Here is a 16,187-nt window from a genome sequence, read left to right as displayed (position 1 = left end):
GTCCGGGCCGAAACACCCCGGAAAAGGCGTGAGCCGGGTCGATCGCCCCTGAAGGGGACGACCGACCCGGCTCACATGAGAACCGTCACGGGCCCGAAGGGTCCGAAACGGGGCTTCTAGCGACCGAAGGCCTTCTCGAGGATCTCCTGCTGCTCGACAGCGTGGACCTTGCTCGAACCGGACGACGGTGCCGACATCGCACGACGCGACACGCGCTTGATCCCGCTGAGCTTCTCGGGCAGCAGTTCCGGCAGGGCGAGGCCGAGGAACGGCCACGCACCCTGATTCGCCGGCTCCTCCTGCACCCAGAAGAACTCGGACGCGTTCGGGTACTGCTCGAGGGTCTCGGCGATGCGACGACGCGGCACCGGGTACAGCTGCTCGATGCGCACGATCGCGACGTCGTCACGACCTTCCTTCTGCTTCTTCGCCAGCAGCTCCCAGTAGATCTTGCCGGAGGTCAGCAGCACGCGGGTGGCCTTCGACCGGTCGGCCGTGCCCTCCTCGTAGGGAACCTCTTCGAGCAGCGAACGGAACTTGCCCTGCGTGAAGTCCTCGACGTTGCTGACCGCGGCCTTGTTGCGCAGCATCGACTTCGGCGTGAACACCACCAGCGGGCGCCGGATGCCGTCGAGGTGGTGACGACGCAGCAGGTGGAAGTAGCTCGCCGGGGTCGACGGAACCGCGACCGTCATCGAGCCCTCGGCGCACAGCTGCAACCAGCGCTCGATGCGACCCGAGGTGTGGTCGGGACCCTGGCCCTCGTGGCCGTGCGGCAGCAGCAGCACGACGTCGGAGAGCTGCCCCCACTTGGCCTCACCGGACGAGATGAACTCGTCGATGATGGACTGCGCACCGTTGACGAAGTCGCCGAACTGCGCCTCCCACAGCACGAGCGCGTCGGGGTTGCCCACCGAGTAGCCGTACTCGAAGCCCAGACCCGCGAACTCGGTCAGCGCCGAGTCGTAGACCATGAAGCGACCGCCGTTGCCGGCCTGGGTGGCCAGCGAAGCCAGCGGGCTGTACTCGTCGCCGGTCTTGCGGTCGATGATGACCGAGTGGCGCTGCGTGAACGTGCCGCGACGCGAGTCCTGACCGGCCAGACGCACCAGGGCGCCTTCCTCGGCCAGCGAACCGAACGCGAGCAACTCGGCGAACGCCCAGTCGATCTTGCCGTTGCGCGACATCTCGCGACGCTTCTCGAGCACCGGCTTGACGCGCGGGTGGACGGTGAAGCCCTCGGGTGCCTCGGCGAAGGCGTCGCCGATCCGCTCGAGCACCGAACGGTCGACGGAGGTGTCGAGACGCTTGGGCGGGGTCTGGTCGAGCTCGACCGACTCCGACGGCTCCGGCTGGTACTTCTCGAGTTCGCGGACTTCGTTGAAGACGCGTTCGAGCTGTCCCTGGTAGTCGCGCAGGGCGTCTTCCGCTTCCTTGAGCGAGATGTCGCCGCGGCCGATCAGTGCCTCGGTGTAGCTCTTGCGGACGCTGCGCTTGGTGTCGATCACGTCGTACATCGCGGGCTGGGTCATCGACGGGTCGTCGCCCTCGTTGTGACCGCGACGGCGGTAGCAGATCATGTCGATGACGACGTCCTTGTGGAACTTCTCGCGGAAGTCCACGGCGAGCTTCGCGACCCACACGCAGGCCTCGGGATCGTCGCCGTTGACGTGGAAGATCGGCGCACCGATCATCTTCGCCACGTCGGTGCAGTACTCGGACGAACGCGAGTGCTCCGGCGCGGTGGTGAAGCCCACCTGGTTGTTGACGACGATGTGCACGGTGCCGCCGGTGCGGTAGCCGCGCAGCAGTGCGAGGTTGAGGGTCTCCGCCACGACACCCTGACCGGCGAACGCAGCGTCGCCGTGCAGCAGCAGCGGCAGGACGGTGAAGCCGTCCTCGCCCTTGTCGAGGATGTCCTGCTTGGCGCGGACGAGGCCCTCGAGCACCGGGTTGACCGCCTCGAGGTGCGAGGGGTTCGCGGTGAGCGAGACCTTGATGTCGTTGTCGCCGAACATCTGGATGTAGGTGCCCTCGGCGCCGAGGTGGTACTTCACGTCGCCGGAACCGTGAGCTGCGGCCGGGTTCAGGTTGCCCTCGAACTCGGAGAAGATCTGCGAGTACGGCTTGCCGACGATGTTGGCGAGCACGTTCAGGCGGCCACGGTGCGGCATCGCGATGGCGACCTCGTCGAGCGTGTGCTCGGCGGCCTGGTCGATGATCGCGTCCATCATCGGGATGACCGACTCGGCTCCCTCGAGCGAGAAGCGCTTCTGACCGACGTACTTGGTCTGCAGGAACGTCTCGAACGCCTCGGCGGCGTTGAGGCGGCTCAGGATGTACTTCTGCTGGGCGACCGTCGGCTTGACGTGGTGCGCCTCGACGCGCTCCTGCAGCCACTGCTGCTGCTCGGGCTCGAGGATGTGGGTGTACTCGACACCGACGTGGCGGCAGTACGCGTCGCGCAGCACCGACAGCACGTCGCGCAGCTTCATCTTCTGGCGGCCGTGGAAGCCGCCGACGTTGAACTCGCGATCGAGATCCCACAGTGTCAGGTCGTGGGTCGTGACGTCGAGGTCGGGATGCGAGCGGAACTTGTCGCGCACGAACTGCAACGGATCGGTGTCGGCCATGAGGTGGCCGCGGCTGCGGTAGGCGGCGATGAGCTCGAGCACACGGGTGTGCTTGTCGACGAGGCCTTCCGGCACGTCCTTGCGCCAGCGGACCGGCTCGTAGGGGATGTGCAGGGTGTGGAAGACGCCGTCGTAGAAGTCGTCGCTGATGAGCAGCTCGTGGATCTTCTTCAGGAACTCACCCGACTCCGCGCCCTGGATCACGCGGTGGTCGTAGGTGGAGGTGAGCGTCAGCAGCTTGCCGATCCCCATCTCGGCGATCCGCTCGTCGGACGCGCCCTGGAACTCGGCGGGGTACTCCATCGCACCGGCGCCGATGATCGCGCCCTGGCCCTGCATCAGACGCGGAACCGAGTGCACGGTGCCGATGCCGCCCGGGTTGGTCAGCGAGATCGTGACACCCGAGAAGTCGTCGCCGGTGAGCTTGCCGTCGCGGGCGCGGCGCACGATGTCCTCGTAGGCCGAATAGAACTGCGCGAAGTTCATCGTCTCGCAGTTCTTGATGGCGGCCACCACGAGCGAACGCTGGCCGTTCTTGCCCGGCAGGTCGATGGCGAGACCGAGGTTGGTGTGCTGCGGCACGACCAGGTTCGGCTTGCCGTCGATCTCGGCGAAGTGGTTGTTCATGTTCGGGAACGCCTTGACCGCCTGGACGATCGCGTAACCGAGGATGTGGGTGAACGAGACCTTGCCGCCCCGGGTGCGGGCGAGATGGTTGTTGATGACGATGCGGTTGTCGAACATCAACTTCGCGGGGACCGCGCGAACACTGGTGGCCGTCGGGATCGACAGCGAGGCGTTCATGTTCTTCGCAACGGCAGCAGCGGCGCCGCGCAGAACCTTCTTCTCCTCGGCGGCCGGGGCCGACGGGGCAGCTGCCGGCTTCGGGGCCGGCTTCGCCGGCGCGGCCTGGGCCTTCGGCTGGGTTGCAGGCTTGGTCTCGGCCTTCGGTGCGGGCTTCGCCGGCGCGGCCTGGGCCTTCGGTGCGGGCTCGGTGGGGGCCGAAGCGGAGGAACTCGGCGCAGATGCGGTGCTCGGCGCGGGCTTCTCGGTCGTGGCGGTGTCGGAGCCGTTGGTACCTCCGGCCACCGCAGCTTCCGGCGAATAGTCGGTCAGAAATTCGTGCCAACTCGCGTCCACGGACGACGGGTCGTCCTGGAAGCGCTGGTACATCTCGTCAACCAACCACTGGTTCTGTCCGAACTGTGATGTAGAGCTGCTGCTCACGGCAGTTGTTCGCCTCGTTTCTTTCTTCGGTACCCGATCGGAGCGCCTGTGAATATGAGGCTAGCCCGTGGCATGTGACGATCCGAACTGACCGCTCATGTCGGTGGGCTAGCTCACAATCTGGTGCGATGGGGTCTCCATCGATGACGGTTCTCGAGAGCCGATTATTCCCTCAAAGGTGCATCGGCGCAGCGCGCACCCCGTTACAAACGTGAGGACGATCTCATGTTCGATCCTTCCGTTGCAGATGTGAGCAAGGCCTCGGGCTCCTCCGGAACGAGACCACCGGTAGCGAGTTGCCACAAAGTGGTGTACAGACCTCCCGCTCGGCGCAGTTCGTCGTGGGGCCCGCACTCGACGATACGGCCGTCGTCGATGACGACCACGAGATCGGCGCGAGCGGCGGTCGCGAGACGGTGCGCCACCACTACGGCCGTTCGCGAACGCGCCACCCGCGCACCCGCCTCGAGCACCGCCTTCTCGGTGGCGGGATCGAGGGTCGCGGTGGCCTCGTCGAGCAGCAGCAGGTCGGGGTCCACCAGTTCTGCGCGCGCGAGCGCGATGAGTTGCCGCTGGCCCGCCGACAGACCCTGCCCGCGCTCACCCACCGGATGATTCATGCCGCCGGAGAGCCCCGCGACCATGTCGAGCGCCCCGACGGCCCGCGCGGCAGCCTCGATCTCCTCGCGTGATGCGTCGGGCCGGCCGTACGCGATGTTGGTCGCCACCGTGCCCGTGAACAGGTGCGCCTCCTGCGGAACGACGCCGAGCCGGCCGCGATAGTCGCGCAGGCGGTACCGGCGCAGATCGGTCTCGTCCACCCGCACCGAGCCCGAAGTGGGGTCGTAGAACCTCGCGAGCAACTTGACGACCGTCGACTTCCCGGCGCCGGTCCGGCCCACCAGAGCGACCGTCGACCCGGCCGGGATCCTCAGGTCCACCCCGCTCAGGGCTTCGCGTTCGGCCTCGCGGTACCGGAAACCGACCTCCCTCAGGTGGACGTCGCCGCGGAGGTGCCCGGTGACGGCCACCGTGCCCTCCTGCGCCGACTCGAGCGAACTCTCGGTCCGCAGGAGGTCGCCGATCCGGTGCAGACCCACCCTCGCCTGCTGGTAGCCGTCGAAGACCTGCGACAACTGCTGGATGGGTGCGAACAGCAGGTTCAGGTACAGCACGAACGCGATCAGCACACCCGGGCCGACCGCACCCGACGCCACCTCGCGCGCCCCGACGAAGACGACTGCGGCGAGCGCGAGGTCGGACAGGAAGGTGATGAACGGGAAGTACAGCGAGATCGCCCGTTGCGAGCGCAGGCGGCTGCGCCGATAGGCCTCCGCGCGCTCGGCGAAACGACGGGCGGCGGTCTCCTCCCGGCGGTAGGCCTGCGCGGCGCGCAGACCCGTGACGTTCTCCTGGAAATCCGCGTTCACCACGGATATGCGTTCGCGGGACTGCGCGTATGCCGTCCCGGAGATCTTCCGGAACCACAAGGTCGCGACCACCAGGACGGGCAGCACCGCCAGCACCACCAGGGCCAGGGACAGATCGGTCGCGATCAACGCGACCGAGATGCCGGTGAGCGTCAGCACCGCCACCACCGCGGTGGACAGGCCGGTCTGGATGAACTGCGACAACGCGTCCACATCGGTCGTCATCCGGGTCATGATCCGGCCCGACAGTTCGCGTTCGTAATAGTCGAGTCCGAGTCGCTGCAGGTGTGCATACGAGCGCACGCGCAGCCCGAACAGCACCCGCTCGCCCGCGCGCGCGGTGAGCACGGTGAGGATCGCGACCGCGATCCAGCCGAGCAGCGCGAGGACCACACCCGCGGCGGTCGCCTGCCACAACCGCGACGGCTCGCCCGGGGTCACCCCGCGGTCGACGGCGAACCGCACGAGCGACGGGAACGCGATGCTCGTCAGCGACTCCACCGCCAGGCACAGCACGACGAGCGCGAGCAGGGCACGCACCGGGCGCAGCGTCGTCCACAACCGGAACTGCGGGTCGGGCAGGCGCAGGGAGTCGGACTGCAGGGCCGGATCGCTCCCCGGGGTCTCGGTGGCGGGGGGGAGGGCCGCGACCGCGGCGCGCAGTTCCGGTGTCGGGGCCACCGCGCCGAGCGCCCCCGGCATCGGTCCGCCGCGACCACCGCCCCCCGGTCCGCCACGACCACCACCGGGGGCCGCCGTGTCGACGACGGCGCCGGACGGCTCGTCCTCGTGGCCCTCCGGCCACAACTCGCCGGCCGCCACCGGACGCTCCGCATCCGGCACGACGTCCTCGTCGGTCGAGAGCAGACGCCGGAAGACGGGACTGCGTTCGTCGAGTTCGTCGACCGTCCCGATGTCGACGATGCGCCCGTCGTCGAGCACGGCGACCCGGTCTGCGAGCGCGAGCGTCGATCGCCGATGGGCGAGCACGAGCGTCGTGCGTCGCCGGCCGGCCCGCAGCGCGCCGTAGATCGCGGCCTCCGTCTCGGCGTCGACCGCGGAGGTGGCGTCGTCGAGGATCAGCACCCGCGGATCGACGAGCAGGGCCCGTGCCAGCGCGACGCGCTGTCGCTGCCCACCGGAGAGCGTCAGGCCGCGTTCGCCGACGACGGTGTCGTAGCCCTCGGGCAGCGCGTCGACGAAGTCGTCGGCGCGCGCCGCTGCCGCAGCGGCCCGGATCTCGTCGTCCGACGCGTCGGGCCGGCCGAGCGCGATGTTGGACGCGACCGAGTCGGAGAACAGGAACGGCTCGTCGAAGACGAGACCGACCGCACCGCGCAGGTCGTCGGCGCGGAGGGTGGCGACGTCGATGTCGTGCCCGTCGGCGGTCAGGCACACCGACCCGTGGCGTGGCGCGTAGAAACGGGGGAGCAGCAGCGAGAGAACGGTCTTGCCCGAGCCCGCCGGACCGACGATCGCGACGGTCTCGCCGGGTGCGATCTCCAGGTCGAGCCCGCGCAGCACGTCCCGGTCGTCGTCGAAACCGAACGTCACATCCTTCAGGTGCACCCCGAGCGGACCGTCGGGCAGCGCGACGGGATGCGGGGGATCGGCGACGTCGGGTTCGGTGTCGATCACCTCGTACACCCGCTCCACGGCGGCGCGGGACAACTGCGCCATGATCACGACCTGCGACAGCGTGCGGGTCGTCGCCGTCATCGTCGCCACATAGGCGGTGAACGCCACGAAGGTACCCACGGTGATCCCACCGTCGAGGGCGAGCCAGCCGCCGAGCGCGATCGTGGCGACGAGCCCGAACTGCGGGATGGCACCCAGCGGTGCCGAGAACCACGCATTGATCCGGGCCGCGCGCAGACGCTCCGCGTACAACCGGCGACCGTGCTCCTCGAGCTGGTCGACGGCGCGGGACTCCTGGCCGAATCCCTTCACGACCCGCACCCCGGTGACGGTCTCCTCGACGTGCTGGGCGAGATCGGCCGCGCGCTGTTGCGCCGACCACGTCGCGGCGAACAGCTTCGGGCGCACCACCCGGACGAGGCCGCCGATGATCGGGACCGTGACCACCGCGACCAGCGTGAGCAGGGGCGAGAGCGACATCATGATCACCAGCGCGAGCACGAACTGCAGCAGCGCTCCCGCCGACATCGGCACCATCGCGAGCAGACCCTGGACGAGCTGCAGGTCGGTGATGGACCGCGAAACCACCTGACCGGTGCGGATGCGGTCCTGACCGTGGCCGTCGAGACGTTGGAGCGAGCCGAGCAGACGCAACCGCAGGTCGTGCTGCACGTCGAGCGACAGGCGTCCGGCGAGCATGCGCCGCCCGTACTGGCAGCCGAACCGGATCACCGCGCCGGCCGCGATCGCCCCCGCGGCGAGACCGATCAGACGCAGGTCGTCGGCGGGCACCTCGCCCTGTCCGGTCGCGCTGTCGACCGCGACTTTCGTCAGCAGCGGAAAGGTGATGTCGATCAGGGCGGCGACCACGGTGACGGCCAGCGCCCCCACGGCTGTTCTGCGGTGTTTCAGGCATTCGGCGACGAGCCGGGAAATCCATCCCGGTGTGCGCGGAATCGGGTCGTGTGCCATCGAACCGACATTAGCGCCGCGCGACGACAGACCGGGTCGGAGCCGGTCGCAGACGGTCGCTGCGCAGGGAGGTGCGTCAGACGATGTCGGCGGTTCGGGTCCGCCACCAGCCGAGACCGCCCAGCATCACGGTCCAGAGGACCAGGACCAGCGGTGCCAGCGGCCACGTCATCTCCAGCGTCACGTCCTCGGGCATCGACACCGCCGAGAACAGCACGTACCAGGTGGCCTGTGCCGGCAGGTACGACGCGAGTGCCCCGAGACCGAGACCGTGCAGGACGAGCGAGACGATCAGTTCACCGAACGGCACCCATGCGCAGATCGCGAGCACACTGCCCGTCGTGGACCGTGTGAGCAGGCCGAGCCCGGCTCCGATGAGCGACCACATCAGCGCGCAGAACAGGCCGATGCCCAGCACCTGGACGACCGATCCGAGGTCGGCGCCCTCGAAGCCGCCTCCGAACAGCACGAGCGTCGCGGCCGCCGCGAGTTCCGTGACGATGCAGTACAGCAATCCGATCACGGCAACGGTCGCGAGCTTCACACCGACGACCCGATCGCGGCCGCTCGTGGTGAGGAAGGTCGTCATGATCGTGCGGTGCGCGAACTCGCTGCCGGTCGCCACCGCGCCGAAGATCGCGGCGAACAGGAAGACCAGCGACAGGGCGAGGGAGATGCCGACCGCGGCGGCGACGGCTTCGGCGACACCGTCGCCGAAGCCGTATTCGAGTTGCCGCGCGACCGGCAGTGTCAGCGCCCCGCAGAACAGGCCCACCATCAGCGGTGCGATGCCGAGGATCCACCAGTAGCGCAGGCTCAGGACCTTGCGGAACTCGGCGGTGAGAAGCGCGGTCATGCGGTGGGGCCTCCTTGTCCGGTCGGCGGTCGGTTCGGCTGTCCCCACTGCGACTGCGGGTACTGCTGGGCCTGCGGGTACTGCTGGGCCTGGGGTCGGTGGGGTCCGTGCCCCGGGTACTGCGCAACCGGAGCGGCCGCGTAGCGACCCGCCGTCATCGCCAGGTACACCTGCTCGAGATCGACGTGCTCGACACTCGTGCCGAACAATGTCACCTCCGCGGTTCCGGCGATCTCGGCGATGCGGTCGGGAGCAGCACCGACCACCGCGAGCCGTCCGTCCTGCTGCACCTGGGCATCGGTGTGCCCCGCTGCGGCGAGCGCCGTCGCGAGGCGGGCGGGGTCGGAGGACGCGACGAACACCCGCGAGCGGTAGGTGTCGCGCAGGTCCGTCATCGAGGTCTCCGCGACCAGGTGCCCGTTCGCGATGACCACGAGACGATCGGCCATCTGTTCGACCTCCCGCAGGATGTGACTCGAGATCAGCACGGTCCCACCGTTGCCGGCGAAGGCGCGGAGGAAGTCACGCAGCCAGGCCATGCCCTCCGGGTCGAGTCCGTTCGCCGGTTCGTCGAGCACCAGATAACGCGGTTGCCCGAGCAGCGCCGTCGCCAGGGCGAGTCGCTGCCGCATGCCGAGGGAGAACTCGCCGATGCGGCGTCGCGCGACCGATCCGAGGCCGACGAGGTCGAGCTTCTGCTGCGCCCGCTCGTCGGGCACACCGATCGCGGCGCAGTAGATCTGCAGGTGCGTCAGCGCCCGGTGCTTGGGGTGGGCGCTGCGCGCGTCCAGCACGGCACCGACGACCTGCGCCGGCTGCTGCAGGGCCGTGAACGGCACGCCGTCGACGACGGCGTTGCCGGCACTCGGCCGGATGAGACCGAGCATCATGCCGAGTGTGGTGGTCTTACCCGATCCGTTGGGACCGAGGAAACCTGTGATCGACCCGGGCGGAACCGTGAACCACAGATTCGACACGGCCGCGTGGTCGCCGAACGCCTTGCTCAGGCCGTGGACGGCGATCCCCGCGCCGGGCGCCCCCGAGGGCACCCGGGGATCGGGTGTGCCGTACGGCGGTTGCGCTGACGGTGCTGTCACGGATACGGACCCCCGCGTCGTCGAGATGTGGGTGCGGCTCGTGCCGCGGTCGCCGTGAGCTTACGGGTCATCCGAGGAAGGGCAGGACGGCGTCGAGGAATTCGCGCGGGGCGTCGAGCTGGGGGCAGTGCCCGGCATCGGGGATGATCACGACTCGTCTCCTGCCGCCGGCCTGCACGCGCCGCGCGGCGTGAGCGGGTGTCAGCCGGTCGCGCGCACCCCACACCAACAGGGCCGGCATATCGAGGGCGTGCACCATCTCCGGGATCGGCAGCCGGCCGAGTTCGCCGATGGCGTGCCGGCCGACCGTCAGCAGGGTGTCGACCTGCTCGCGCGTCGCGTAGTTCGCCGCGAACGCCGTGCGCACGGCCCGGTCGAAGGTGCCCCGTCGATGCACCGCCGCACGCCCGTACAGGGTGCCCATGACCTGCTGCATCACCGCGACGGGCAGCGGACGCAGCAACGTGCGCGACAGCTCGACCGGCATGCGTGCGCCGCGTGTCCACCACCGGGGGATCCCGGCGAGCCCCGGCATGTCGGCGAGCACCACACGATCGACGCGGGACGGGTGGACGGAGGCGAACACCAGCGCCGTCACCGCACCGAGCGAGTTCCCGACCAGCGACACCGGCTCGGGCACGTCGTCGACGAGTTCGGCCACGATGTCGACGTAGTGGTCGAGCACCGGTGTCTCCCAGTGCTGCGCGCTGCGCCCGAAACCGGGCAGGTCGACCGTGAGCACCCGGTGACGCTCGGCGATCGCCGGTGCGACCTTGCACCATGTACCACCGTGGTCGGAGAAGCCGTGCAGCAGTACGACGGTGCGCGCTCCCGCACCGGACTCCCGGACGTACACCTTCCCGTCGGCGGACACCGTCAGTCCTTCGATACCGGAACCCCGGCGTCGAGGACCGGTGCCTCTCCGTTCACGGGGAGGACGGGACGGGCGATGGGCCACGCGGGCGGGGGAGGGCCGAAGGCGTCGCGCGCGTGCTGGATCGTGCGCTTGCCCAGCGCGCGGTTACCCACACCACCGATGGCGGCACCGATACCCGCGGGCACGAGCTTGCCGATCAGCAACGGACTCCGCTTCGCGACGTACCGGCGGATGAACTTCTTGACCAACGAATTGTTCAGCGTCTTCAGCTGGGTGCCACCCGTGCCGGTGGTCAGTGCCTTGGGCCAGTTGCGCAGCGACGCGCCGGTCGCGGTCGCGACGATCTCCCGGCCGGCATCACCGAGGGAGACGGCGAGCACCAGCGCACGGCGCTGTTCGTGGTTGTGGGGTTCGATCCCGTGCACCGATGCGATGGCCAGGGTGAGCAGTGCGGACGCCTCGAAGAAGAAGGCCGTCTCGGCGCCCACCGCGCCGATGGCCGCGAGTGTCCCGACGCCGGGGAAGGCCGCGGTCGCGCCTGCCGCCGACCCGCTGCCCGTGACGCTGAGCAGGAACTGCTTCTCGAGCCGCTCGATGATCTGCGCCGGGGACTCGTCGGGATGTGCGCGACGCATGAGATCGACGTACTTCGCCACCGCAGGTCCCTGCAGCTTCGCGCCGTTGTCCAGCATCTTGACGATGAAGGCCTCTGCGATGCCTGGTTTGCTGCTCATCGTGCCCCTGTTCTCCGGTGCTCTTGTCTTCCGGACTGCTCTCATTACGCTGGTGCCATGACCGGGTCCGCAGTCGGGGTGTCGGACGGCGCCAGGCGGCGTCCGGCGCCCGTGCTGACACCCTACGTACGGTCGTACGAGGGGTATCGGCTCGACGGTTTCCCGCCGGGGACCCACCTGGGTATGCCCTCTCCGGAGGTCACCGTAATCCTCACGATCTCCGAGCCGGTCGAACTCTCCCGGGGCGACGGGCGGTCCCCGGAGCGTTTCGATGCTCTCGCCGGAGGTCTGTCGACGCGCCCCGTGCCCATCGTCCACGACGGGCGCCAGCACGGAATGCAACTGTCCCTCACCCCGGCGGGTGCCCGCGCGCTGCTGGGTGTGCCCGCTGCCGCACTCGGCTCGTGGGCCGTCGACCTCGAGGACGTCATCGGTGCCGACGGGCGAGAGTTGTTCGACCGGATCTCCGCGTGCGTGTCCTGGGACGAGCGGTTCGCCGTCCTCGACCGGGTGCTCACGCGGCGCCTGATCTCTGCCCGGTCGACGGGTCCGGACGGGCACCTCGCGCACGCCTGGCACGTGCTGGTGTCCGATCCTGCCCGTCCGGTCCGTGCCGTCGCGGACGAACTCGGATGGAGCAGACGCCACCTCACGAATCGGTGCACCGCCGAGTTCGGGCTGTCGCCGAAAGAGGTGGCCCGGGTAGCGCGGTTCGACCGGTCCCGGAAGATGCTGCGTGCCGATCCGACCCGGCGTCTGGCGGACATCGCCGTCGTCTGCGGCTTCTACGATCAAGCACACCTCGCCCGCGACTGGCGCGACCTGGCCGGCGTGCCGCCGTCGCGGTGGCTCGAGGATGAAGTGTTCCCATTCGTCCAAGACGACTGAGGTGGCGGCGCCGACACTGGACGGCATGACGAACACAACGAATTCCCCGCAGCAGTCGGCCACCGTCACACCCACCGTCGACTCGGTGTGGCCGTGCTTCGCCTACACCGACGCCCGGGGCGCGATCCGCTTCCTCGTGGACACCCTCGGGTTCGCCGGGACGGAGGTCTACGGGGAGGGCGAGCGCGTCGACCACGCAGCCCTGCTCTGGCCGTACGGCGGAGGCGTCATGCTCGGATCGACCGGTCGCGGGTCTCCGCTCGACCAGCACGCCGACACGGGTACCGCCTATCTCGTGCTTCCCGACGACGCCACCGTCGACGCCCTGTACGAGAGGGTGCTCGCCTCGGCGCAGGCCGACGACACGGCCGTTCGCGCGACCGTGACCGTCGAACTCCGCGACGAGGACTACGGCTCGCACGGGTTCACCTGCCGCGACCCTCACGGGGTGTACTGGAGCCTCGGCACCTATCGGCCGCGCCGGCCGTAGGAACCGTCGCAGGGATCAGCGGGCGATGGCGCCGTGCCCGTCGGGGACCACCTCGCTCGGGCGCGGCGGAGGCGGCGGCGTGCCGTCACCGAACGGCCGCCCGCCGAGAGCCTCACGACCGTGCGGGTCGAGCCAGTTCGACAGGCCCGGCCCCTTCGGCACGATGCCGGTCGGATTCACGTCGGTGTGCACGAGGTAGTAGTGCTGCTTGATCTGCACGAAGTCGACGGTGTCGCCGAAACCGGGGGTCTGGAACAGGTCGCGCGCGTATGCCCACAGTGCCGGGAAGTCCACCAGCCGGTTCCGGTTGCACTTGAAGTGCCCGTAGTAGACGGGATCGAACCGGACGAGCGTGGTGAACAGGCGCACGTCGGCCTCGGTGATGCTCTCGCCCACGAGATAACGCCGTGCTCCGAGGCGTTCCTCGAGCCAGTCGAGTCGGGCGAACAGGCGGTCGAAGGCTCTGTCGTAGGACTCCTGCGAGCCGGCGAAACCGCACCGGTACACGCCGTTGTTGACGTCCCGGTAGACGAGTTCGGCCACTTCGTCGATCTCGTCCCGCAGATTCTCCGGATACAGATCCGGGGCGCCCTCACGGTGGAATTGCGTCCACTCGGTGGAGAAGTCGAGGGTGATCTGCGGATAGTCGTTCGTCACGACCTGCCCGGTGGGGACGTCGACGACTGCCGGGACGGTGATCCCGCGGTCGTATCCCGGGTAGCGGGCGAAATAGGCGTCCTGCAGTCGCGGGATCCGGAGGACGGGATCGACCCCGCCCGGGTCGAGATCGAACGTCCAGCTGCGCTCGTCGTGAGTCGGGCCGCACAATCCCAGCGACAGGGCGTCCTCGAGACCGAGCAGTCGCCGCACGATCAGGGTGCGGTTGGCCCACGGGCAGGCGCGGGCGGCGACGAGCCGGTACCGCCCGGCCTCGACGGGATAGCCGTCGCGCCCGTCGGCGGTGATGCGGGTGGGGATGTAGTTGGTGTCGCGGGTGAACTCCGCACCCGGCTCGACGTACTTGTTCTCGGTCACCTGCGCATCCTTCCGCACTGTCCTCATCGTCCGGGTGGTACCCGAACCGACACGAGGGTTCCCCAGATGTCGTATCCCGACACCGCCGCGACGGTCCGGGCACCGCGGTTGTCGCGGCGCATGCGGGCGAGCGGCACGAGTCCCGCGTCGAGCGCATCGTGGGTCGCCAGCGTTGCGACGGTCGAGGCGAGACCCCGGCGACGCGCGGCGGGTGTCGTCAGCACCCGCACGTCGGCCAGCAGTGAGCCGAGTTCGCTGTAGGCGGCGGCAGCCAGGGGGCGGTGGTCGTCGTCGAGCAGCACGAACACACGCGACGGCCCGCCCGGCGACAGTTCGGCCTCGGTGACGTCGTCGGGCGGGCAGCACCGCAGCAGTTCGGCGAGGTCCCCGGGATCGTCCGAGACGAGCGGGTTGTCGACGCGTGTCGCGTCGATCCAGTCGGTACACAGACCGAGGATCTCCGTGCGACCCGCGTGGCCGGAGACGACGACTTCGGCGTTCGGTGCGTCGAGTTCGGCGGGGTCGGGTTCGGCTGCGAGACGGGAGACCGCGGTATCGGGACCCACGATCGCCGTGGCGCGCCCCACGGCCAGCACCCGCACATCGCGGACCGAGTCGTCGACCCGTGTGACGCAGGCGGGTTCGGCGAGGGCACCGTCGGGCAGGCCCAGCGCACGACACCACGCGAGGGCGGCGATGCTCGAGATGTGCGGGTCCACCCCGCTACCGTAGACCGCCGACGAGGGGAGAGGTCCGGTGAGGGAGAACAGCGAGGTCGACACGCGCCGACGCGGGTCCGAGGTGGTGGCGGAGATGTCGGACGGTGCCCGCTGGGCGGCGTTGGGGGCACTGTGCCTGGGTTTTTTCATGATCCTGGTGGACAGCACCATCGTCGCCGTCGCCAACCCGGCGATCATGCGGACCTTCGGGGCCGACATCGCCGCCGTCGTGTGGGTCACGAGCGCGTATCTGCTCGCGTACGCGGTGCCGCTCCTCGTGACGGGCCGCCTCGGCGACCGCCTGGGGCAGCGACGGGTCTATCTCGCCGGGCTGGTGCTGTTCACGATCGCGTCCCTGTGGTGCGGTGTCTCGTCGACGATCGAGATGCTCATCGTCGCGAGGGTCTTCCAGGGTTTCGGCGCGGCGCTCATGTCGCCGCAGACCATGGCCGTGGTCACGCGGATCTTTCCGCGTGAGCGGCGCGGGACCGCGATGGGACTGTGGGGCGCAGTGGCCGGTGTCGCGACGCTGGTCGGCCCCTTGGTCGGCGGTGTCCTGATCGACGGCCTCGGCTGGGAGTGGATCTTCTTCGTGAACGTGCCCGTGGGAATCGTCGGGTTCGCGCTGGCCGTGCGGTACGTGCCCGTGCTGCCGACGAGTCCGCACCGGTTCGACGTGCTCGGGATGCTGCTCAGCGGCGCCGGTCTGTTCTGTCTCGTGTTCGGCATCCAGGAGGGAAACTCGTTCGAGTGGACCGCCCGGGTGTGGGTGCTGATCGTCGCGGGCATCGCGTTGCTCACCGTGTTCGTCGCGCAGCAGTCACGCAACCGGGGGGAACCGCTCGTGCCGCTGTCCCTGTTCCACGACCGCAACTTCGGTCTCGCGAACATCGGCATCGCGACGATGGGTTTCGCCATCACCGGCGTCATGCTGCCCATCATGTTCTACGCCCAGTCGGTGCGTGGACTGAGTCCCACCGGTGCGGCGCTGCTCATGGTGCCGATGGCGGTGTTCAGCGGCGTGCTCGCGCCGCTCGTGGGCAGACTCGTCGACCGCCTCCACCCGCGATCGATCGCAGGCACCGGATTCTCGCTGCTCGTCGTCGGGCTGGGATGGCTCGCCTCGGTGATGACCCCCGACGCGGAGATCTGGCAGTTGCTGCTGCCGATCGCTCTGATCGGTATCGCGAACGCGGGGATCTGGTCTCCGCTGTCGGCCACCGCGACGAACGGGCTCGCGCCGAGTCGAGCGGGCGCGGGCTCCGGTGTGTACAACACGACGCGTCAGGTGGGTGCGGTGATAGGCAGTGCCGCTCTGGGCGCGATGATGGCGACCCGGCTGTCGGCGAACGGCGTCGGCGGGGGCGGGGGTGCGTCGGAGATGCAGACGTCCGTCCTGCCGGAGCCGCTGCGTGTGCCGTTCGCCGCCGCGATGGCGGAATCGCTGTGGCTCCCCGCCGGTGTCCTGATCGTCGGACTCGTGGCCGTGCTGGCCTTCGACCGCCCCGCGAGTCAGAAGGAACAGCGTGCCCCGGAGGGCAGTTCGGCGCCGGCAACGGCCTGACGACAGTCCGCAGTACGGCTGACAGGT

General features: G+C 69.3%; 11 protein-coding genes. 3 read left to right on the top strand and 8 right to left on the bottom strand.

From position 1 onward, the window contains the following. Positions 1-116: 116 nt before the first annotated feature. The 6 genes from EQ874_RS18025 to EQ874_RS18000 form a co-directional block, all read right to left on the bottom strand. Positions 117-3,860: a multifunctional oxoglutarate decarboxylase/oxoglutarate dehydrogenase thiamine pyrophosphate-binding subunit/dihydrolipoyllysine-residue succinyltransferase subunit gene (locus EQ874_RS18025; RefSeq protein ID WP_084421811.1), complete on the bottom strand. Its 3,744-nt coding sequence runs from the start codon at positions 3,858-3,860 to the stop codon at positions 117-119. Positions 3,861-4,063: 203 nt separating this feature from the next. Next, positions 4,064-7,900 (bottom strand): ABC transporter ATP-binding protein, encoded by a 3,837-nt coding sequence (locus EQ874_RS18020; protein ID WP_115311557.1) that lies wholly within the window; start codon positions 7,898-7,900, stop codon positions 4,064-4,066. 76 nt (positions 7,901-7,976) lie between these two features. Continuing rightward, entirely contained in the window at positions 7,977-8,756 is a 780-nt protein-coding gene (locus EQ874_RS18015) for an ABC transporter permease (RefSeq protein WP_129977640.1), read from the bottom strand. Further along, positions 8,753-9,805 (bottom strand): ATP-binding cassette domain-containing protein, encoded by a 1,053-nt coding sequence (locus tag EQ874_RS18010; protein WP_207213581.1) that lies wholly within the window; start codon positions 9,803-9,805, stop codon positions 8,753-8,755. The genes EQ874_RS18015 and EQ874_RS18010 overlap by 4 nt, the downstream gene beginning before the upstream one ends. A 115-nt stretch (positions 9,806-9,920) precedes the next feature. Continuing rightward, entirely contained in the window at positions 9,921-10,727 is an 807-nt protein-coding gene (locus EQ874_RS18005) for an alpha/beta hydrolase (protein ID WP_129977638.1), read from the bottom strand. A gap of 2 nt (positions 10,728-10,729) precedes the next feature. After that, entirely contained in the window at positions 10,730-11,464 is a 735-nt protein-coding gene (locus tag EQ874_RS18000) for a hypothetical protein (protein ID WP_064064399.1), read from the bottom strand. A 57-nt stretch (positions 11,465-11,521) separates the two neighbouring features. On the opposite strand from EQ874_RS18000, the gene EQ874_RS17995 reads away from it, so the two are divergent. Both EQ874_RS17995 and EQ874_RS17990 read left to right on the top strand, forming a co-directional pair. After that, complete coding sequence (locus EQ874_RS17995) at positions 11,522-12,352, top strand: helix-turn-helix domain-containing protein (protein WP_207213576.1); 831 nt, start codon at positions 11,522-11,524, stop codon at positions 12,350-12,352. 25 nt (positions 12,353-12,377) lie between these two features. Further along, the gene (locus EQ874_RS17990) at positions 12,378-12,842 is read left to right on the top strand and encodes a VOC family protein (protein WP_129977637.1); all 465 of its coding nucleotides are present in this window, start codon (positions 12,378-12,380) and stop codon (positions 12,840-12,842) included. 15 nt (positions 12,843-12,857) lie between these two features. On the opposite strand, the gene EQ874_RS17985 is transcribed toward EQ874_RS17990, so the two are convergent. Further along, positions 12,858-13,904, bottom strand: a complete 1,047-nt coding sequence (locus tag EQ874_RS17985; RefSeq protein ID WP_129977636.1) for a glutathione S-transferase C-terminal domain-containing protein — start codon at positions 13,902-13,904, stop codon at positions 12,858-12,860. Next, the gene (locus EQ874_RS17980; RefSeq protein ID WP_129977635.1) at positions 13,901-14,596 is read right to left on the bottom strand and encodes a GNAT family N-acetyltransferase; all 696 of its coding nucleotides are present in this window, start codon (positions 14,594-14,596) and stop codon (positions 13,901-13,903) included. The genes EQ874_RS17985 and EQ874_RS17980 overlap by 4 nt, the downstream gene beginning before the upstream one ends. Before the next feature lie 94 nt (positions 14,597-14,690). Between EQ874_RS17980 and EQ874_RS17975 the strand changes: the two genes are divergently transcribed. Continuing rightward, positions 14,691-16,160, top strand: a complete 1,470-nt coding sequence (locus EQ874_RS17975; protein WP_165369277.1) for a DHA2 family efflux MFS transporter permease subunit — start codon at positions 14,691-14,693, stop codon at positions 16,158-16,160. The last annotated feature ends 27 nt before the right edge of the window (positions 16,161-16,187 follow it).

The sequence above is a fragment of the Rhodococcus sp. Q1 genome, assembly GCF_004153645.1.
Lineage (GTDB): Bacteria > Actinomycetota > Actinomycetes > Mycobacteriales > Mycobacteriaceae > Rhodococcus > Rhodococcus gordoniae.
The sequence above is the reverse complement of the archived record's forward strand: the minus strand, read 5'-3'. Positions and strand labels throughout refer to the sequence as shown.